The organism is Candidatus Aeolococcus gillhamiae (genome assembly GCF_016464765.1).
GTDB lineage: Bacteria > Chloroflexota > Dormibacteria > Aeolococcales > Aeolococcaceae > Aeolococcus > Aeolococcus gillhamiae.
On the sequence record NZ_JAEKNS010000131.1, the window covers coordinates 47,644 to 65,492 of the forward strand.

The 17,849-nt window shown below is 69.1% G+C and carries 21 protein-coding genes and 1 tRNA gene; 15 read left to right on the forward strand and 7 right to left on the reverse strand.

The annotated features are described in order from the left end of the window. The first annotated feature begins 38 nt into the window (after positions 1-38). Positions 39-116 (forward strand) — tRNA-Arg (locus JF886_RS12920). Between the two features lie 4 nt (positions 117-120). Here the strand turns inward: JF886_RS12920 and JF886_RS12925 are convergent. Further along, the gene (locus tag JF886_RS12925) at positions 121-894 is read right to left on the reverse strand and encodes a hypothetical protein (protein WP_337313101.1); all 774 of its coding nucleotides are present in this window, start codon (positions 892-894) and stop codon (positions 121-123) included. Positions 895-948: 54 nt separating this feature from the next. Between JF886_RS12925 and JF886_RS12930 the strand changes: the two genes are divergently transcribed. From JF886_RS12930 to JF886_RS12955, 6 genes are all read left to right on the forward strand, one after another. Next, positions 949-1,362 carry a BON domain-containing protein gene (locus tag JF886_RS12930; protein WP_337313103.1) on the forward strand — a complete coding sequence of 138 codons (414 nt, stop codon included), beginning with the start codon at positions 949-951 and terminating at the stop codon, positions 1,360-1,362. After that, a complete protein-coding gene (locus tag JF886_RS12935) occupies positions 1,359-2,396 on the forward strand; it encodes an ATP-dependent DNA ligase (RefSeq protein ID WP_337313105.1) in 1,038 nt (345 codons plus the stop codon). Before JF886_RS12930 ends, JF886_RS12935 begins: the two co-directional genes overlap by 4 nt. A gap of 24 nt (positions 2,397-2,420) precedes the next feature. Continuing rightward, positions 2,421-3,500: a DNA topoisomerase IB gene (locus JF886_RS12940; RefSeq protein ID WP_337313108.1), complete on the forward strand. Its 1,080-nt coding sequence runs from the start codon at positions 2,421-2,423 to the stop codon at positions 3,498-3,500. 21 nt (positions 3,501-3,521) lie between these two features. Then, positions 3,522-4,301 (forward strand): tryptophan 2,3-dioxygenase, encoded by a 780-nt coding sequence (locus JF886_RS12945; protein ID WP_337313109.1) that lies wholly within the window; start codon positions 3,522-3,524, stop codon positions 4,299-4,301. Further along, positions 4,298-5,536, forward strand: a complete 1,239-nt coding sequence (gene kynU, locus JF886_RS12950; RefSeq protein WP_337313111.1) for a kynureninase — start codon at positions 4,298-4,300, stop codon at positions 5,534-5,536. Before JF886_RS12945 ends, kynU begins: the two co-directional genes overlap by 4 nt. A 708-nt stretch (positions 5,537-6,244) precedes the next feature. Next, entirely contained in the window at positions 6,245-7,480 is a 1,236-nt protein-coding gene (locus tag JF886_RS12955; protein ID WP_337313113.1) for an HD-GYP domain-containing protein, read from the forward strand. Here JF886_RS12955 and JF886_RS12960 read toward each other — a convergent pair. Both JF886_RS12960 and JF886_RS12965 read right to left on the reverse strand, forming a co-directional pair. Beyond that, positions 7,384-8,106, reverse strand: coding sequence for a DedA family protein (locus JF886_RS12960; protein WP_337313183.1), 723 nt, complete (start codon positions 8,104-8,106; stop codon positions 7,384-7,386). The genes JF886_RS12955 and JF886_RS12960 overlap by 97 nt on opposite strands. A 5-nt stretch (positions 8,107-8,111) precedes the next feature. Beyond that, the gene (locus JF886_RS12965) at positions 8,112-9,071 is read right to left on the reverse strand and encodes an EamA family transporter (protein WP_337313115.1); all 960 of its coding nucleotides are present in this window, start codon (positions 9,069-9,071) and stop codon (positions 8,112-8,114) included. A gap of 79 nt (positions 9,072-9,150) precedes the next feature. On the opposite strand from JF886_RS12965, the gene JF886_RS12970 reads away from it, so the two are divergent. Continuing rightward, complete coding sequence (locus JF886_RS12970; RefSeq protein WP_337313117.1) at positions 9,151-10,569, forward strand: NAD-dependent succinate-semialdehyde dehydrogenase; 1,419 nt, start codon at positions 9,151-9,153, stop codon at positions 10,567-10,569. A gap of 74 nt (positions 10,570-10,643) precedes the next feature. After that, complete coding sequence (locus JF886_RS12975) at positions 10,644-11,657, forward strand: polysaccharide deacetylase family protein (protein WP_337313119.1); 1,014 nt, start codon at positions 10,644-10,646, stop codon at positions 11,655-11,657. A gap of 161 nt (positions 11,658-11,818) precedes the next feature. Here the strand turns inward: JF886_RS12975 and JF886_RS12980 are convergent, their stop codons facing one another. Beyond that, entirely contained in the window at positions 11,819-12,637 is an 819-nt protein-coding gene (locus tag JF886_RS12980; RefSeq protein ID WP_337313120.1) for an HAD family hydrolase, read from the reverse strand. Between the two features lie 7 nt (positions 12,638-12,644). On the opposite strand from JF886_RS12980, the gene JF886_RS12985 reads away from it, so the two are divergent. Both JF886_RS12985 and JF886_RS12990 read left to right on the forward strand, forming a co-directional pair. Further along, positions 12,645-13,568, forward strand: coding sequence for a N5-glutamine methyltransferase family protein (locus tag JF886_RS12985; protein WP_337313121.1), 924 nt, complete (start codon positions 12,645-12,647; stop codon positions 13,566-13,568). Next, on the forward strand, positions 13,565-14,614 hold the full coding sequence (locus JF886_RS12990; protein WP_337313123.1) for an alpha/beta hydrolase: 1,050 nt from the start codon (positions 13,565-13,567) through the stop codon (positions 14,612-14,614). The genes JF886_RS12985 and JF886_RS12990 overlap by 4 nt, the downstream gene beginning before the upstream one ends. Before the next feature lie 3 nt (positions 14,615-14,617). Here JF886_RS12990 and JF886_RS12995 read toward each other — a convergent pair whose 3' ends face one another. Further along, a complete protein-coding gene (locus tag JF886_RS12995) occupies positions 14,618-15,055 on the reverse strand; it encodes a hypothetical protein (RefSeq protein WP_337313125.1) in 438 nt (145 codons plus the stop codon). Positions 15,056-15,174: 119 nt separating this feature from the next. On the opposite strand from JF886_RS12995, the gene JF886_RS13000 reads away from it, so the two are divergent. The 3 genes from JF886_RS13000 to JF886_RS13010 all read left to right on the forward strand — a co-directional run bounded on the left by JF886_RS13000 (position 15,175) and on the right by JF886_RS13010 (position 16,082). Beyond that, complete coding sequence (locus tag JF886_RS13000) at positions 15,175-15,348, forward strand: AraC family transcriptional regulator (RefSeq protein ID WP_337313126.1); 174 nt, start codon at positions 15,175-15,177, stop codon at positions 15,346-15,348. 6 nt (positions 15,349-15,354) lie between these two features. Beyond that, positions 15,355-15,600, forward strand: coding sequence for a helix-turn-helix domain-containing protein (locus tag JF886_RS13005; protein ID WP_337313185.1), 246 nt, complete (start codon positions 15,355-15,357; stop codon positions 15,598-15,600). Between the two features lie 71 nt (positions 15,601-15,671). Then, positions 15,672-16,082, forward strand: a complete 411-nt coding sequence (locus JF886_RS13010) for a VOC family protein (RefSeq protein WP_337313129.1) — start codon at positions 15,672-15,674, stop codon at positions 16,080-16,082. Positions 16,083-16,137: 55 nt separating this feature from the next. On the opposite strand, the gene JF886_RS13015 is transcribed toward JF886_RS13010, so the two are convergent. After that, positions 16,138-16,566, reverse strand: coding sequence for a MarR family winged helix-turn-helix transcriptional regulator (locus JF886_RS13015; RefSeq protein ID WP_337313131.1), 429 nt, complete (start codon positions 16,564-16,566; stop codon positions 16,138-16,140). Positions 16,567-16,745: 179 nt separating this feature from the next. On the opposite strand from JF886_RS13015, the gene JF886_RS13020 reads away from it, so the two are divergent. Then, positions 16,746-17,252, forward strand: coding sequence for a hypothetical protein (locus tag JF886_RS13020; RefSeq protein ID WP_337313133.1), 507 nt, complete (start codon positions 16,746-16,748; stop codon positions 17,250-17,252). Between the two features lie 211 nt (positions 17,253-17,463). Here the strand turns inward: JF886_RS13020 and JF886_RS13025 are convergent, their stop codons facing one another. Next, complete coding sequence (locus JF886_RS13025; RefSeq protein ID WP_337313134.1) at positions 17,464-17,727, reverse strand: hypothetical protein; 264 nt, start codon at positions 17,725-17,727, stop codon at positions 17,464-17,466. Positions 17,728-17,849 lie beyond the last annotated feature (122 nt).

Sequence of the window (17,849 nt, forward strand, 5' to 3'; positions counted from 1 at the left end):
CTCGTGTAAACTCGGAGGCCGCTCGAAAGTCGGGCCGCGCGCCCATAGCTCAGTCCGGATAGAGCGTCTGACTACGGATCAGAAGGCCAGGGGTTCAAATCCTCTTGGGCGCGCCACCTCTCAGCGGAGGAACTGGAAGGGGTCCTCGGCTGTCGTTCGGGCCCGCCGTCTACGCAGGAGCACGGTGCCCGCGATGGCCGCGGTGATCACCAGGATCGCGGCGATCCCCACCAGCAGCGCAGCCGGTGGGCCGGAGCCGCGGCCGTTGCCCGCGGCGAGTGGCGTGGCGGCCGAGCCGGGGCTGGCGGTGGGCGCCGGGGTCGGGAGCGCGGTTGGCGTGTCCGTGGGTAGCGGGGTGTCGCTCGGCGTCGGCGTCGAGGTCGGGGCCGGGGGTGGGGTCGGGGTCGGGACCGGGGTGGGCGTCGGTGGCACGGTGACGGTGAACTGCTGGCCCGGCAACACCCTGCCCGTGTTGCTGTTCTTGACGATGGCATTGCCTCTGCTCGACGGCTCCTTGAGCGCGGCGCTGGGGAAGTGATCGCCCCCTGTGGCGCCGCTTGGCACGGTTCCGCTCACGGTGCCCTGGCACTTCCCGCTGGCTTGTCTGGCAGTCACCGGCGTCGTGCCGATCGGCGTCGTGGCGCTGTCGTCCCAGTAGAGGACGATGGTCAGGTTGGTGGGGTCCGGTGAGTTGCTGGCACAGTCGGCGTAGTTCCACGTGTACTTGTATTTCACCGTGCTTCCCGGCGCGCCGGACGCCGCACCGCCGGCGGCACGCAGCAGGGTGGGGGAGGCGCCGGCCGACGCGCCGATCGCAGGCAGCGCGACCACCGCGGTGGCGACCAGGGCGGCCATCATGGCCATGGCTTTCATCGCCGCACGAACCGTGGACATGACGCTGAGAGTACCCCGGACCAGGCTGTTCTCATCGCCTAGACTCCGTGCGCGATGAAGGGCCTGGGACGGATCACTGCTGCCCTCGGTGCCGGCGTGGCGGGTCTGGGTGCCGCGGTCTTCCTGCACCCGCGCTCGGGGGCACGCAATCGCAAGGCCGCGGCCGGGGTGGCGCGACGCCAGTCGGCGAACGTGGCCACCATGGTCGGCGACTCGGTGGCGAATCCGGGCCGCGGCGGTCGCCGGGAGGTGCAACTGGTGGAGAGGGTTCGCGCCGAGCTGGACGTTCGGCACCCTGACGCCGCCGCCGGACTGCACGTCAGCGCGCGCAAGTCGACGGTCACCCTGCGCGGCGAGGTCATCCACCTCGACGACATCGACGCCTTCGAGGCAACCGCGCGGTCGGTGGCCGGCGTCAGCGACGTCAACAACCTCCTCCGCCTCGCCGCGCCCGCCTCCGCGGGGTGACGCTGCCAATCACGCCGCCGCTGGAGCCGATGCTTGCCCGCGCGGCGGAGCAGATCCCGTCGGGCCCCGGTTGGCGGTACGAACCCAAGTGGGACGGCTTTCGCGCCATCGTGTTCCGCGACGGCGACGACGTGCACGTCGGTAGCCGCAAGGGCCAGCCCTTGCTCCGCTACTTCCCCGAGATTCTCGACCCGTTGCGGCACGCCATGCCCGAACGGGCTGTCGTGGACGGCGAGATCATCATCGCCACCCCGCGCGGGCTCGACTTCGATGCCCTGCAGATGCGGCTGCACCCGGCCGCTTCAAGGGTGGCGAGGCTGGCGGCCGAGACTCCGGCCACGGTGATCCTCTTCGACCTCCTCGCCGACGGCTCGGGCGACCTGCGCGGCAGCCCGCTGGTGACCCGGCGCGAGCTTCTCCTCGGAGCCATCTCCGGCAATGCGCGCGTGGCGTTGACCCCGCAGACTGCCGACTTCGAGGAGGGGAAGGACTGGTTCACCCGCTACGAGGGCGCTGGGCTCGACGGCCTGATCGCCAAACCAGAGGACAGCACCTATCGCAGCGGCGAGCGAGGCTGGACCAAGATCAAGCACCTGCGCACGGTCGACTGTGTCGTGGGCGGGTATCGCATGGAGGTGAAAGGGCGAGGAGTGGGGTCGCTTCTCCTCGGCCTCTACGACGGCGACGGCGTGCTCCACCACGTCGGCCACACCTCCTCGTTCTCCGCCACGGAGAAGCGCGAGCTCGTCGGCACGCTCGAGCCGCTGGTGGGTGGGGACAGCTTCGGCCACGGGCGCACCCCGGGAGCGCCCAGCCGGTGGACCAAGGACAAGGATGCCGACTGGACGCCGCTGCGCCCGACCCTGGTCTGCGAGGTTTCCTTCGACCATCTCCAGGGGCGGCGCTTCCGCCACGCCGCTCGATTCCTGCGCTGGCGCGAGGACCGCGACCCCGCGACCTGCACGTACGACCAACTGACCGCCGCCGACGCCTTTCATCTCAGCGAGATCGTCCACCTCCCCGACGCCGGATAGGTACACGCCGCCTAGCATCGCCTGGTGCCTCGCCGTGTTCGTGTCCTTGACAGCGACCCCGTCGCCACCGCTCGCGCGGCGGGGCTGCGCTATGTCAACGACGGTTCCCCCGGGATACGCCGTCAGCCCAAGCCGCGTGGAGGGTTCCGCTACGTCGGCGTCGACGGCCGGGCCATCACGAGGGCGACGGAGATCCAGCGCATCGCTCACATCGCCATCCCGCCGGCGTGGACCGACGTCTGGATCTCCCCGGCCGCCAACGGGCACATCCAGGCCACCGGTCGTGACGCGCGGAAGCGCAAGCAGTACCGCTACCACAAGAGGTGGCGCGAAGCGCGCGACGCCACCAAGTACGAGCGCACCATTGCCTTCGGCGAGGTGTTGCCGCGGATTCGGGTGCGCGTCGACAAGGATCTGCGTGGCTCCGAGCTCAGCCGCGAGCGCGTCCTGGCCACCATCGTGCGCCTGCTCGACTCGACGTACATCCGCGTCGGCAATGAGGAGTACGCACGCGAGAACCGCTCCTTCGGGCTGACCACCATGCGCGACCACCACGTCGAGGTGGAGGGCTCCAAGCTGCGCTTCCAGTTCCGTGGCAAGAGCGGCAAGCAGCACACCGTCGCGATCGCCGACCGGAGGGTCGCGCGCGTGGTCAGCCGCCTCCAGGATCTTCCCGGTCAGCAGCTGTTCCAGTGGCAGGACGACGATGGCGAGCTGCACGGCGTCGAGTCGGACGACGTCAACGCGTACATCCGCGAAGCGTCCGGCGAGGACTTCACCGCCAAGGACTTCCGCACCTGGGGCGGGACAGTGCTGGCCGCGTGGGCACTCCAGGAGCTGGGCGAGTACGCCTCGCAGACGCAGGCCAAGCGGCACGTGGTCGAAGCCGTCGAGTCCGTCGCGCGCCATCTCGGCAACACCCCTGCCGTCTGCCGGCGCTGCTACGTCCATCCCGAGGTGATCAGCGCGCACCTCGACGGGGCTCTCCTGGCCAACCTGGAACGTCGCGCCGAGGAGACCCTCGCCCAGTCTCTCGACGACCTCTCTGGTCGTGAGGCCGCCGTGCTCGCCTTCCTGCGCCGGAGGATCGCCGAGGCAGCCTGATGCGGGATACAGTGGCGGGCGATGGGCGTGCCCACCGACTACGCCACGTACCTGCGGATCGATGAGCTGCTCGACCTGCAGCAGCCGCTCAGCGACGGCGCCCACGACGAGATGCTGTTCATCGTCGTCCACCAGGTGTACGAGCTGTGGTTCAAGCTCATCCTGCACGAGCTGGACGCCGCCGCCGTCGCCCTCGACGACGCCCGTGCGCACGCCGCGCTGCGCCCCATGCACCGCGCGGTGGCGGTGGAGCAGCTGCTCATCGACCAGCTGCACGTGCTCGAGAGCATGAGCCCCGACGGCTTCATGCGCTTCCGCGACCCACTCGCGCCGGCGTCGGGGTTCCAGTCAACGCAGTTCCGTGAGATCGAGGCGCTCTCCGGCGCCGGCGATGCCCGCCACCTCGACGCTGCCGGACGCGACGAGATCCATCGCGCCCAACTCAGCGAACGGCTCGGCGGCCGCACGCTGTACACGGCGCTGGGCATGTCGATGCGCGCCGCCGGCTTCGACGCTCCCGACGGGGATCACGCCGACGCACGGGCGCGCCGGATGAGCGCTCTCGCATCGCTGTACCGCGATCATGACGATGCCCCCCGGGCGGTGCTGCACGAGCTCTGTGAGGCATTCGTGGACCATGACGAGACAATCGCGCGCTGGCGTCACCACCACGCCCTGATGGCCGCCCGAGAGATCGGCAGCAGGACGGGATCGGGCGGCAGCCTCGGCGTCGCCTACCTCCAGTCAACGCTGGACCGGCGGTTCTTTCCCGAGCTGTGGGAGGTGCGCAACCAGCTGTGATCTCCGCTGTCGACCGCGCCACCTGCGCCGCCCGCGATGCTGTGGATCCGCTCGCGTCGGTTCGTGAGCAGTTCGTCCTCCCGGATGACCTCATCTACCTCGACGGCAACTCGCTCGGGGCACTGCCGGTCCGCACCCCGGCTCGCCTGGCGGCTCTCGTCGAGGAGGAGTGGGGCCGGGGACTGGTGCACAGCTGGTCAGATGCCGGCTGGATCGAGGCCCCCGCCCGGGTGGGGGCCAAGCTGGCTCGCCTGATCGGCGCCGGCAGCGACGAGGTGGTCGTCGCCGAGAGCACCTCGGTGTGCCTCTTCAAGCTGGTGTGCGCCGCACTCGCGATGCAGCCCGACCGCTCCGTGGTGCTCACCGAGGAGGAGAATTTCCACACCGACGTGTACGTGGCCGCCGCTGCGGCACAACTGTGCGGTGCCACGGTCGAGGTGCAGCCCCGTGCACGCCTCCTCGACGCGCTGGACGACCGGGTCGCCGTGCTGGTGCTCACCCACGTCGATTACCGCACCGGGTACATGCACGACATGCGCGCGCTCAGCGCCGCCGCGCACGACGCCGGCGCGCTGGCGCTGTGGGATCTTTGCCACAGCGTCGCGGCGGTGCCGTTGCAGGTGAACGCCGACGGCGCCGACATGGCGGTGGGCTGCGGCTACAAGTACCTCAACGGCGGCCCGGGCGCCCCGGCGTTGCTGCACGTACGCGCCGGCCTGCACGGGGCGCTGCGCAATCCTGTGCCGGGGTGGCTCGGCCACGCCGAGCCCTTCGCCTTCGAGCTCGCGTTCCGACCTGCCTCCGGCCTGCGCTCGATGATCACCGGTTCTCCGCACATCCTCCAGCTGACCGCGCTCGAGTCAGCCGTGGACCTGTGGCTCGAGGTCGACATGGCGGCCGCGCGCGCCAAGTCGGTCGCGCTCACGGAGCTGTTCATCGAGCTGGTCGAGGAGCGCTGCGCACGGATGGGTTTCGAACTTGCCTCGCCACGCGACGCCGCCCGTCGCGGCTCGCAGGTCGCCCTCCGCCATCCCGACGGGTACGGAGTCGTGCGTGCCCTCGCCGAGCGCGGGGTGGTCGGGGACTTCCGCGCTCCCGACATCTGCAGGTTCGGGCTGGCGCCACTGTACGTGCGCTACGTGGACGTGTGGGATGCCGTCGACCACCTACACCAGGTGGTGGCCGAGGGCGCCCACCTGGACCCCCGTTTCGCGGAGCGCGCGGCGATCACCTGACGCCGCGTCCGATCAGCCCTGTGCTGTTCCGAGGTGGCTGACACAGGATCGTGACCCGCGCATCAGAGGGTCCGTGGACAGCCCCTGCCACCGTGTCCCAAGGCACCGTGTGCGCGTGCCCAGCAGCACAGGAAGACAACACCACGATGGGGACCCGCCAACAGGGCGATCGCGACGCTCAGATCCGCAGAAGCAGGGAATGGGACCGACGTCCCGGCCTGGCCCGTGCGGTGCGCATCACTGTCTTTGCTGCGCCGGTGGCCGCCTCGTTCGGCGTCGCGGCGCTGCTGACACACGTCTTGCCGCGCGCCGACAGCGCGGCCACCACCGTCCTCTGGATCGGCGTCATCGCCGCCGCTTCGCTGGTCACCCTGGTGGCGTTCGAGCGTGCGGCGCGCCGTCTTCTCCCGCTGGCTGCGCTGCTCAACCTGTCGCTCATCTTCCCGGACAAGGCGCCCGCGCGCTTTGCAGTGGCGCGGCGCACCGGCCGTCCCCGCGACCTCCAGGAGAGCCTCCACCGCGCCCACGAGACCGGCCACGACGACGACGTCCGCAGGATGCAGACGATCATCGAGCTGGTGCTCGCGCTCTCGGTGCACGACAAGGCATCCCGGGGGCACTCAGAGCGCGTTCGCGTGTTCACCGATCTCCTCGCCGACGAGCTGAAGGTGCCCCGACAGCGGCCGCAACCGCCTCCGCTGGGCCGCTTTGCTCCACGACATCGGCAAGCTCGAGGTCCCGGCGACGATCCTCAACAAGCCGGGCACGCCCGACGAGGCGGAGTGGGCGGCACTGCACCGTCATCCGGAGGAGGGCGCGCGCCTGGTCGCGCCGCTCCTGCCGTGGCTCGGCGAGTGGGGCGCCGCTGTTGAGCAGCACCACGAGCGTTTCGACGGCACCGGCTATCCCCATCAGCTCAAGGGTCATGAGATCTCGCTCGCTGCCCGGATCGTGGCGGTCGCGGACGCCTACGAGGTGATGACCGCTCCCCGGCCGTACAAGCGGCCCATGAGCGTGTCCGCAGCCCGCCAGGAGCTGGTTCGAGTGGCCGGCACGCAGCTCGACCCGGTGATCGTCCGCGCGTTCCTGAACGTGTCGGTGGGGCGTCTGTGGCGGACCATCGGCTTTGGCGCGTGGATCGCGCAGGTGCCTCAGCTCGGACGCATCTTCAGCTTCGGCGGGTTCACCGGCTCGGGCATGGGGATGGGCATCGTCACCGCGACGACCGCAACGGTCTTCGCCGTCACTGGCGTGGTCGGGACGCCGCCCGGCCCGGGCCTCGCCGGCCCCACCTCACGCGCGGTCGCCGCCGCGCCGTCGCGCACCCCCGGTCAGACTCCGAAGCCCACGGCCACATCGCGCCCTGCTACGGCCGCCCCCACCGCGCCGCCAACGACGACCGCGCAGACTGCGGCGCCGACCGCCACCAGCGCGCCCGTCGCCGGTTCGACAACCGCCGCGACCCCGCCGCCGACCGCCGTCGCCACCGCAAGGCCCACGGCCACACCCGCCCCGAATCCGACTCCAACCCCGACGCCCACTCCGCCCCCGACGCCCAAGCCGACACCAACCCCGACTCCGACCCCGAAGCCCACTCCGGATCCCTGGAGCTGCGCGGGATGTAGCAACACCGCCCCCAGCTGCACCAGCTACTGCAAAGGCGACAACAACAAGAATTGCCTCACCTTCTGCCTCGGGAACAACAACAAGTCGTGCACGTCGCACTGCTTTGGCGACAACAACAAGTCGTGCCTCTCATACTGTCAGGGCAACAACAACAACAGCTGCCGGATGAACTGCCGCAGCATGATCGTTCCAGCCGCCGCCCTGTTGCAGGAGAACCGTGCTCAAACCTCGCGGTGGCGGGTCCTCTGCCAAGCGGACACCATGCTGAAGATGACGATCCCCACCACCAGCGCGATGGTGATCCGACCGCTGTACTGACCGACGGCGTCGGCGACGTTCTCGGCGGGCTTGCCGATGACGAAGCCCAGCGAGACCCATAGGGAGATGAAGAGAAGGGTGCCCACGAAATCGGCGGCCAGGAACCGCCAGATGTTGATGCGGGCATCACCGGCGCCGAAATAGAGAAGGTCGTTGGGAACGGGCAGGAAGTACGCGAAGAGGATCGTCCAGAGGCCCCAGCGCGCGAAGAATCGCTCGGCTCGACGTGCCCTGCGGTGCCACCGTGGATCGTGTTTCTCGAGGTAGGCGACCAGCGGGCGACCGTACCGCCGCCCCGCCCAGTAGTAGAAGGGATCGGTGAGCATGGTGTACGGGATCGGTGCCAGCAGCACCGCCCACAAGGGCAGGCGACCGCTGGACGCGAATGCGCCTGCGATGATCAGCGAGATCGTGCTGCCGCGGAGCAGCTCGGCGTACAGCGGCTTGGTGAACTGCAGCGCCACCCCAAGGGGGATCCCGGCGTAGTAGTAAATCGACTTGACGAAGATGGGCCCGAGGCAGAGCACGTCGCGCAGCCCCGCGGTGGCGAACAGCCTCTGTCGGGCGTCCTCGTCGACGTCGCCGCTCACCGACGGCGCCGACAGGTCGCCATCCTCGGGCTGCATGCCGGTCACACCGCGTCTGCCCCGGGAACATCGGGGCGTGCCCTTGCGGCGGCCGGGGGTTGGGTGAGGATGACGGCCACGGCAACCACGATGAGGGCAGCCGCCAACAATGTCTGCCCGGTGATGCGCTCGCCGAGGAAAGCCCACCCGAGAAGCACCGCGACCAGCGGGTTGACGTAGGCGTACGTGGCCACCGCTGTGGTCGGCACCTTGGTGAGCAGCCAGACGTAGGCGCTGAACGCCACCAGCGAGCCGAAGACGATCAGGTAGAGCACCGACAGCCACGACGCCAGGCTCACCTGGCCGAGGTGCAGCGCAGACCCCTCCCCAGTGAGCATTCCGACCACGAGCAGGAGCGCCCCGCCACACAGCATCTCCATGCCGGTCGCCACCAGGGCGCGCTTGGGCACCGGGCCGCGCGTGGCGTACAGGGAACCGATCGCCCAGCTCAATGGCGAGGCCAGTACCAGCAGCATGTGGCCGAGGTCGCCGCCACCGCCGGCACCTGGCCGGAGCAGCACAGCGGTCCCCAGCAACCCGATGACGATGCCGCCCACCGCGATCCTGCCGAGGCGGCGGCCCAGCGCGACCGCTCCGAAGAGGGCGATGAAAAGAGGGACGGTCGCGACCTCGAGCGCCACCACCCCGGAGGGGACGTACTGCTCACCGAAGGCGACCCCGCCGTTGCCGCCGAGCAGCAGGAGCCCGCCAGTGATCGCCGTGGCGCGCCACTGCCGCCACCCGATCGGATCCCGTGCCGCGCCGCGCATGCGGCTCGTGACGGCGAGCAACGCTGCGCCCGCGATGAGAAAGCGCACGCCGGACATGAGCAGCGGCGGCAGCGTCTCGACCGCGACCTTGATGAAGAAGTAGGTCGACCCCCAGATGATGTAGACCGCGGCGAAGGCGGCGACCACCCCGCCGCCGACCCGCTGCAGAACGGGAGGCCGCACCAGCGTGGTCATCGCCGATCACCCTACGGCATCAGCCTCGAGGGACGCGGCAGCGCGCCTCCCCCTACCATGATCGCGAGGAGGACAGCAGATGGCCGTTGAACTGCAGCAGATGCACTCCGTCAACCCCGCGACGGAGGAGCACATCGCCACATACCCGGTGCATTCCGAGAGCGATGTGGACGCCATCCTCGACGCCGCGGTGGCTCGGCAGCCCTCCTGGCGCACCACTCCCATCGCCGACCGGTGTGCGCTGCTGTCCAGAGTCGGTGAGCTGCTCCGCGAGCGCCGCGACGCGCTCGCCGGCCTCATCACCGCCGAGATGGGCAAGACCATTGGCGAAGCGCGCGCGGAGGTCGAGAAGTGTGCTTTCACCTGCGACTGGTTCGCCGCGCATTCCCCGGAGTTCCTCGCCGATCAGCCATTTCCGAGTGACAGCCCGCGCAGCTTCGTCGCCTTCGAACCGCTCGGCACCGTCCTGGCGGGGATGCCGTGGAACTTCCCTCTGTGGCAGGTCTTCCGCTTCGCCGCGCCGGGGCTGTGCGCCGGCAACTGTGCCGTCCTCAAGCATGCGTCCAATGTCAGCGGCTGCGCGCTCGCCATCGCTGAGCTCTTCACGGACGCCGGTTTCCCGCGCGGAGTCTTCGCGGTGGTGCTCATCCCCAACGACCGCGTCGCGGCTGTCATCGAGGACCCGCGCATTGCGGCGGTGACGCTCACCGGAAGCACCGCGGCGGGACGCAGCGTCGGTGCCGCAGCGGGGCGGAGTCTCAAGCCGGCGGTCCTCGAGCTCGGCGGCTCCGATGCGTTCATCGTCCTCGAGGACGCCGACCTCGCCGCGGCCGCGGCCACCGCCGCCAAAGCGCGCTTCCAGAATGCCGGGCAGAGCTGCATCGCCGCCAAGAGGTTCATCGTCGTCGAGAGCGTGGCCGCGGACTTCGAAGAGCTGCTCGTGGAGCAGGCACTCGCGGTCGTGGTGGGCGACCCGCTGCGCGACTCGGTGACCATGGGACCGCTGGCGCGGGGTGACCTGCGTGCGGTCCTGGAGCACCAGCTGCGCGAGTCGGAAGCCGCCGGCGCGACGCTCCGCTGCGGCGGGGGCCGGCCGGAGGGCCGCGGCTACTTCATCACCCCGGCCGTCCTCACCGGTTGCACGATCGACATGCCCGCGTTCCGTGAGGAGACGTTCGGCCCCCTCGCGGCGGTGATGCGCGTCGGCTCGGCGGACGAGGCGCTCGCCGTGGCCAACACCTCCGATTTCGGCCTCGGAGGGAACATCTGGACACGCGACGAGGAGCGTGGCGTGGCGCTGGCGCGGCGCCTGGACAGCGGTGGCGTGTTTGTCAACGGGATGACCCACTCCGATCCGCGCATCCCGTTCGGTGGCGTCAAGGACAGTGGCTACGGGAGGGAGCTGTCGAGCTTCGGCATTCGCGAGTTCGTCAACGTCAAGACGATCTGGCGGCCGGGCCCCGAGGCCTCGACGGCCGGCAATACGCCGGCAGAGTGAAGCAGAACCGGGACTGTCACATATCCTTTGCGTAGGCGCGCTCTCTTCCGGGCAGCGCAGGCCCAGATTCAGGCATGACAGCAGACAGTCCCGCTTCCCGCCAACGACGCCCCGTTCGCCGACTCGCGGCCACCGGACTGGTGGTGCTGCTCGCCGTGCTCTCAGCGATTGGCACCATCAACCTCCTACCTGTGGGTGGCGGCATCGCCGTCGAAGGACCGCTGGCTGTGCACCGCACCGCCCAGACGGCCTCCCCGCCCGATGGTGAGCTGCCCAACGATGCGCTGCTCCCGCCTGGAGCTCCGTCGCCGGTCACGCTCTCGGTCCCGGCTGGCCCCCATCTGGCGGTGCCGATCCTCTACTACCACTACATCCGTACCATCCAGCCGACGGCCCAGAACCTGCTGAGCTTCAACCTCTCCATCCCGCCTACGCTCTTCGCTGAGCAGATGGCCCTTCTCCAGGTCGAGGGCGCGCATCCGATCACCCTGGCCACGCTGATGGAGGCGCTCGCCGGCAAGCGCGGCCTGCCGGCGCGCCCGGTGGTACTGACGTTCGACGACGGCTACGCCGACTTCGCCACGGTGGTGCAGCCGGTGCTGGCGCGGTACGGTTTCGTGGCCACGGATTTCGTGGTCAGCGGCTTCGTCAACAAGCCGCGGTACATGAGCGCTGCGCAGATTCTCAAAATGGAGGCCGCGGGTATGGTGGTCGGCTCGCACACCGTGCACCACGTCGACCTTGCCGCCGTCCCGCTGTCCGCCGCGTGGCTCGAGATCGCCAATGGCAAGAATGCGCTCGAAAAGCTGCTCGGTCATCCCGTGTTGGACTTCGCCTACCCGTATGGTGGCTTCAACGCCGTGGTCGCGCAGCTGGTGCAGCAGGCGGGGTTCCGCGAGGCCGTCACCACCATGAACGGCAACGAGCAGTCACTCAACGGGCGCTACGAGCTTCACCGCACCGGGATGGGCGGTGCGCCGAGCCTGGCGACGTTCGCGCAGGCAGCGGGTGTGCCCCTGCCGTCGCCGGTGCAGCTCGCCTCTATCTCCGTCCTGGCAACGTCTCCGTCAGCGCCGCGCAGCGAGTGAGGCCACGCCCTCACTCCGGCGCCGAGCGTTCGGGCTCGCCACCGGTATGGCCGCTGCAGCGGAGCACCGGAAGCGCTGGGTAGCGGGCAAATCTCGGGTCGACCTCGGACAGGCGACACATCCAGAACTGTGAGCGGGCCCCGCGGATGACGCGGGCACGCTCACAACTCGCGCAGAGCCCGGGCGGTGTTGCGGACATGACCGTGGGCGCGGCGCACGGCCGGACCCGAAAGAGTGGCCACGCGAGCCGGCACGCGGCTCAGCCGGCCAGGGCTGGGCCGCAGCGAGATGCGCTGGAAGCGTTCGATCGGCCAACCGAGTCGTTGGGCGTGGGCGGTGAGCGCGCGATCGCCGTTGACGCAGACCGGGTGACCGACCGACTCCAGCATGGGCAGGTCACTGGCAAAGCTGTCCCCGTACGCATGTGAGAGGGCGAGGTCCACGTGGTGGGCGGCGGCCAGCTCGCGGACCGCGTCGGCCTTGCCGGTTCCGTGGCAGAGCCGCAGGATGCGGCCGGTGTAGCGGCCGTCGCGGAGCTCGGCCACGGTGCCTGCCACACCGTCGACGCCGATGATCGACCCCAGCACGCTGATGAACTGCGCCGGTGACGACGACACCAGGAACACGAGGTCACCGCGCTCGCGATGCCAGGCGATGCGGGCGCGCGCCTCGGCGTGGACGCGTGGCAGGACGTGCAGCGGGACCTCACGGCGGGCGAAGTCCATCAGTTCCTCTGCCTTGACGCCGGCCACGAGCGCGCCGGCACCGCGCACCGCATCGCGTATCTGCGCCTCGTCGAAGCCGGACACGCTGAAACGGGCCTGGACCACAAGCGAATGAAGCATGGCGCGGGTGGGCATGAATCCGGCGCGCCGCATGGGACGCGCCACAGCAAGCAGCGACGATCCGCGCAACAGCGTGCGGTCGACGTCGAAGAAGGCGGCTGCCCGACGGGTGGATCGGTCCTGCTCGGCTACCATGCGCGCAATGTCCAGGGTTGCGAGCCGCGGCGCGGTCTCTGCGCAGTCCAGTGTACGGGCCACCGGCGCTGAACTGCTCTCGCGCGCGCAGATGCGCATCGCAAAATCGCGCAACATTGAGCACTGGCAAGCGGGTCTGGCGCGCTGGGATGCGGAGGTGCTGCTCGCCCATGTCCTGGGCGTCGACGCGGAGGATGACGAGGTCCTGCGCGACAGCGCTGTGTCGCCCTCGCAGCAGCGTCGCTTCGACGCCATGGTGCAGCGCCGTCTGACGGGCGAGCCGGTCAACTACATCACCGGGCACTTCCGTTTCGCCGGGCTCGACCTGGTGGTGCGCCCCGGCGTGTTCTCGCCGCGGGCGTCGAGCGAGCTGGCGGTGGACCTTGCTGTTGCTCGCCTGCGCCGGCGTCGGGGACGGCGCATCGCGGTCGACGTGGCCACCGGGAACGGCGCCATCGCGCTGGCGATTGGCGCGGCGGTGACGGCGGCCGAGGTGTGGGGTATCGACATCTCGGCGGAGGCGGCGCGCCTCGGACGTCTCAATGCACGACGCCTGGACCTTGACAACGTGCACTTCGCGACCGGCGACATGCTGGCCGGGTTGCCTGCAGCGCTCCGCGGCGCGGTCCAGGTGCTCACCATCCATCCGCCCTACGTCGCGCGCGACGAGGTGCGAACGTTGCCGGTGGAGATTCGCCGCTTCGAGCCTCGCCACACCCTCACCGATGGTTCGGACGACGGACTCGGGCTGGTCCGGCGACTCGCGGACGACGCTCCCGGCTGGCTGCGCCCCGGCGGCCATGTGCTCGTGGAGATCGCTCCATACCTCGCCAGGGAGACCGCGACAGCGCTGCGACGCGGTGGCCTGCGCGATGTCCGTTCCCATCGCGACAGCCTCGGGGTCACGCGCGTGGTGATCGGGCAGTTGTGAACGAGTCTGCGTCGCCTGCTGTCGGACCGCCGTGGCACCGTCCGCTGCGCGGTCGGCTCGACGAGCTGGCCATCGACAGCGTGGCTCTGCGTGGCAATCCCCTCAACGACCCCAGCGTGCGACCGCTGTGGGTGTACTCGCCTCCCGGAGAAGTGACGAGCATCGAGCTTCCGGTGATTTACCTGATCCAGGGCTTCACCGGCCAGCTCGACATGTGGCGCAATCGCAGCAGCCAACGGCTCACCGCGATCGAGCTCATCGACGAGCTGTTCAGCGATCCGAGCGTGCCGCCGTGTCGCGTCGCCATGATCGACTGCTGGACGTCGCTGGGGGGAAGCCAGTTCCTCGACTCGCCTGCGACCGGTCGGTATCACACGTACCTCTGCGAGGAGGCGATCCCCTTCGTTGATGCCCACTATTCCACGCGCGCGCATCGTGATCACCGGGCGATCAGCGGCAAGTCGAGCGGCGGTTACGGCGCGATGATCACCCCGATGTTGCGGCCGGACCTGTTCGGGGGCCTGGCGTCGCATGCCGGCGATGCTCTCTTCGAGCTGTGCTATTGGCGCGATGTGCCGGAGGTGGTGCGCGCCCTGCGCGAGCAGTACGGCGGCTCTTACGAGGGATTCTTCGCCGACCTGCGAGGCCGAATGCCGTGGAGCAGGAAGGAGGACGGCGTGCTGCTCAACATGTGGGCCATGGCCGCCGCGTACTCGGCGGATGATGACGGCACGGTCAGGCTTCCCTTTGACGCATCGACCGGGCAGATGATCCCCGAGGTGTGGGAACGCTGGCTGGCGTGGGATCCGGTGCGCATGGTGCCGCGCTACGCCGACGCTCTGCGCTCGTTGGCGGCGATCTACATCGACGCAGGGACGCGCGACGAGTTCTTCCTCGACCTCGGCGCCACCGCCTTTCGCAACGCACTGGGCGAGATCGGCATAGCTGAAATGCACTTCGAGCTCTTCGACGCCGGCCACATGTCCATCGAGTATCGCTACCCGGTGGCCATGCGCTACCTCGCGGAGCGCATCAGCGGCTCCTGAGGGTCAGCGCCGGGCCGGGACCCCGTACTCGGCGGGCACCGGTTGCTCGGCGCCGCGAGCCGGTCCGCTCGGCACCCGAACGATGGCTGGCGTGACCTCGGTGTCCGGCGGCGAGGGCTGTTCCGGCGGGGATCCGGGTCCGCGGCGGTCGTCGGGCCCGTCGTCTTTGTCGCGCTCGTCTGAGCTGGCGGCCGTGAGGTAGAAGGCCGACAGCGATCCCAGAAATACCGACAGCACAAGGGCCATGGGGATGGTCAGGGCAAGGTCCACCTTGCCCTGGACGCCGATGAACGCGAGGACGACAAAGGTGACCACAAGCGTGGATGCGGGCACGACCCACACCCAGAGCGTGCGGCCTTCGCGATCGGCACCGAGCTTGCGCTCCAACGTTCGCAGCGCCGGCGGAAGCCAGCCGAAGACGCCGCGCCGCGGTTCGTTCACGCCGTCATCGTAACGGCGCGTTGACACAGAGGCGAGGGGAGGCCCGGGCTGGTGCTGGGCCCGGGAGGCTGGCGGAGGCCACCGCCACGGGCGAACCACGGCACCTTGCGATACTGATCATGATGGCGCTGGTGGAGACGCAAACCGAACGGCATCTGCTTCGCGCGCGGGACTTCATCGATGCGCATTACCGTGAACCGATCAACGTGGCCATCGTTGCGCGCGCCGCGCATCGATCCCCCGCGCACTTCACGCGCCAGTTCCGTAACGCCTTTGGGGAAACACCGCACTAGTATCTGCTGACGCGACGGATGGAGCGCGCCGCAGCGCTGCTGCGCAACACCGACTACAACGTTGCGCAGGTCTGCGTTACGGTCGGGTTGTCGAGTGTTGGCTCGTTCACTACGGCCTTTCGCCGCTCGTTTGGGGAGAGCCCGACGCACTATCGCGAGCATTTCCCGTCACCCTTTGCGCAGGCGATGATGCCGACCTGTATCTACGAGGCGGTGAGCCGCCCGCGATCGAGCAGGAATCGAGAAGACTGAGGCCACTAGGGTCGCTAGGATGAACTCGTAGGTGAGCCACCTCGGCGCGCCGCCACAGAGGGATGAATACTATGTCTGTACAGGTAAGCCACGCCACACTCTGGGTCCGGAACCACGATGAGGCGCTCGCGTTCTTTGACAAATTGGGGTTCGCGGTGCGTGAAGACGTCAAGAACGGCGACTACCGCTGGCTCGCGGTGACTTCGTTCAGCCAGCCGGATCTTGCGATCGTGTTGGCGGTCCCCGGGCATCCAATGGACGAAGAGACAGCCGCGCATGTCAAGTCCGCGGTTGCCAAGGGCATGTTGAGCTCGATCGTCCTTTCAACGGATGACTGCTTCGCGACGTACGAGGACCTGAAGGCGAAGGGAATTGAATTCACGCGTCCCGCCGCCGAGCGCCCGTACGGTGTCGACGCAGCGTTCCGCGACCCGTCGGGCAACGAGTTCCGCCTGCTGCAAGCCGCTGGGGCTCCGGCATAGCGTGCACGGGAGGCCGTCTCCGTGCGCAACCGGAAGCTAAATCAGAACCGGTGCGCTAGCGACCCACCTGTGGCGAGCGTTCGACGCCGTCGATGAGCTGACCCAGGAGCCGGATGAGTGTCGGATAGTCGTCTGCAGGCAGCGCGGTAGCAACTGCTTCCCGAACGGTCGCGACGCGCGCCCCCGCGTCCGCATGCGCTGACAGCCCGGCCGGGGTCAACGCCAGCGCTCCGTCCCGACCGTCGACCACGAACTCGCGGTCGCGCAGTTGATCCACGGCACTCGCGGCCCCCGCGAAATTGTCGAGCGCGCGGAGGATCTCAGCCTCCGGCCGAGGAGCACGCGCCAGCGATTCCAGCACCTGCCACTGCCGTCGGGTGATGGCCAACCCAGCGAGCGCGTCCTCGAACGCCTGCCTGAGGCAAGCGTCCGCTCGCTTGAGCCACCAACCGATGGGGCGTCGCTCCGCCTGCTGCTCGATCACGAGCCTCCGTGATACCTGATGCGCTCACCACAATACAGGTGGCACGCGAACCGCTACACAGGGCCAGACAATCGACGCGGGGCGTGCCGAGCTGAGGCCGCCTGCTGCGCTATGCGATCATCGCGGCCCCCGCCGCTCGGCGTGGCCCCCGTCAGCGCAGTCACAGAGGAGATTGCACCGTGCATCGTCTACCCATCGCCCCAGGGGCCTTCCTCGCGGGAGCCGCCGTTCTCGCGCTCAGCTCGTGCGGTTCCTCGAGCACCCCCTCGTCGGGAGCGGCGACAGCCGTATCGACAGCGACGCCGACTTCGGCGGCCGCCAACGGCGGGTCGTCCTTCTGCGTCCAAGCCGCCGCGGCGGTCGCACAGCTGTCGCACACCAGCGCAGGGTTCACCCACGTCAGTCCTGGTGCCACGCCGGACGTCACCTCTCTGAAGCAACTCTTCGCCACCGCTGCCAGCGCGATCGACGCGCTGGACAGCTCGGCCCCGAGCGAGATCGCGTCCGCGTTCCACAGCCTGCGCGCCGCCTACGACACGGCCACCGCGAAGGTGCAATCAGCCACGACCATCCAGGGCGTCTCCGCGGCCCTATCCGGCATCAGTGCGGCGTCCGTCTCCACGGCGGGCACGCAGATCACAGACTACCTGAAGAACTCCTGTGGGATAGCGAAGCCCACCCCGTGAGGTAGCGGGAGCCGACGGTCAGGATTGAACTGACGACCAACCGGAAGGCACGCGGTCCGGTCACGAAACTTGGCCGCCCCGAGTAACCATTCGCTGCCGACGTCGTTGGCTGACGAGGCGGCCCGAAGCGTCTTTCTCGTTCAAGGCTAGGGCCCCTTTGTGTCGACGGCAGCGGTGCCCGTTCACACGGCAAGCTTCGCCCAGCAGTGAACTACGCTTCGACGAGCATCACCAGGGATTCAGGCACCACGCCGTCATACGCCATTGCGTCGGCCATCGGCTGCGTCTGCATCGCGGCCCTGAGGGCATCCAGGTCTGCAACGTCCATGAGCACCGCAACCCGGGTCGGGTTCTCCGGGTCGACGAACGTCCGGATGTTGGTGACGCCGAGGGGTCCGAAGACCTCTTCGCGCTTCGGAGAGGCAAGCCAGTGCTTGGTGTCCTTCACATCGTGATGGCCGATGACGGTTGGCATAGATGTTCTCCGCTGCGTCCTGAGCCCGGCCATATCGCCGGGCTGGTGCGCGGATGGTATCCCCTCGCACCTGCTGTCGTCCGGCGCGCCCGACCACTGCCCGACTGCGGGGAGCCGGTTTC

Bases quoted from the DNA above. Each gene is read 5' to 3' on its own strand.
- JF886_RS12925 (WP_337313101.1), bottom strand. From the start codon at position 894: ATGTCCACGGTTCGTGCGGCGATGAAAGCCATGGCCATGATGGCCGCC.
- JF886_RS12930 (WP_337313103.1), top strand. From the start codon at position 949: ATGAAGGGCCTGGGACGGATCACTGCTGCCCTCGGTGCCGGCGTGGCG.
- JF886_RS12945 (WP_337313109.1), top strand. From the start codon at position 3,522: ATGGGCGTGCCCACCGACTACGCCACGTACCTGCGGATCGATGAGCTG.
- JF886_RS12960 (WP_337313183.1), bottom strand. From the start codon at position 8,106: ATGCAGCCCGAGGATGGCGACCTGTCGGCGCCGTCGGTGAGCGGCGAC.
- JF886_RS12965 (WP_337313115.1), bottom strand. From the start codon at position 9,071: ATGACCACGCTGGTGCGGCCTCCCGTTCTGCAGCGGGTCGGCGGCGGG.
- JF886_RS12970 (WP_337313117.1), top strand. From the start codon at position 9,151: ATGGCCGTTGAACTGCAGCAGATGCACTCCGTCAACCCCGCGACGGAG.
- JF886_RS12975 (WP_337313119.1), top strand. From the start codon at position 10,644: ATGACAGCAGACAGTCCCGCTTCCCGCCAACGACGCCCCGTTCGCCGA.
- JF886_RS12980 (WP_337313120.1), bottom strand. From the start codon at position 12,637: ATGGTAGCCGAGCAGGACCGATCCACCCGTCGGGCAGCCGCCTTCTTC.
- JF886_RS12985 (WP_337313121.1), top strand. From the start codon at position 12,645: ATGTCCAGGGTTGCGAGCCGCGGCGCGGTCTCTGCGCAGTCCAGTGTA.
- JF886_RS13000 (WP_337313126.1), top strand. From the start codon at position 15,175: ATGATGGCGCTGGTGGAGACGCAAACCGAACGGCATCTGCTTCGCGCG.
- JF886_RS13010 (WP_337313129.1), top strand. From the start codon at position 15,672: ATGTCTGTACAGGTAAGCCACGCCACACTCTGGGTCCGGAACCACGAT.
- JF886_RS13025 (WP_337313134.1), bottom strand. From the start codon at position 17,727: ATGCCAACCGTCATCGGCCATCACGATGTGAAGGACACCAAGCACTGG.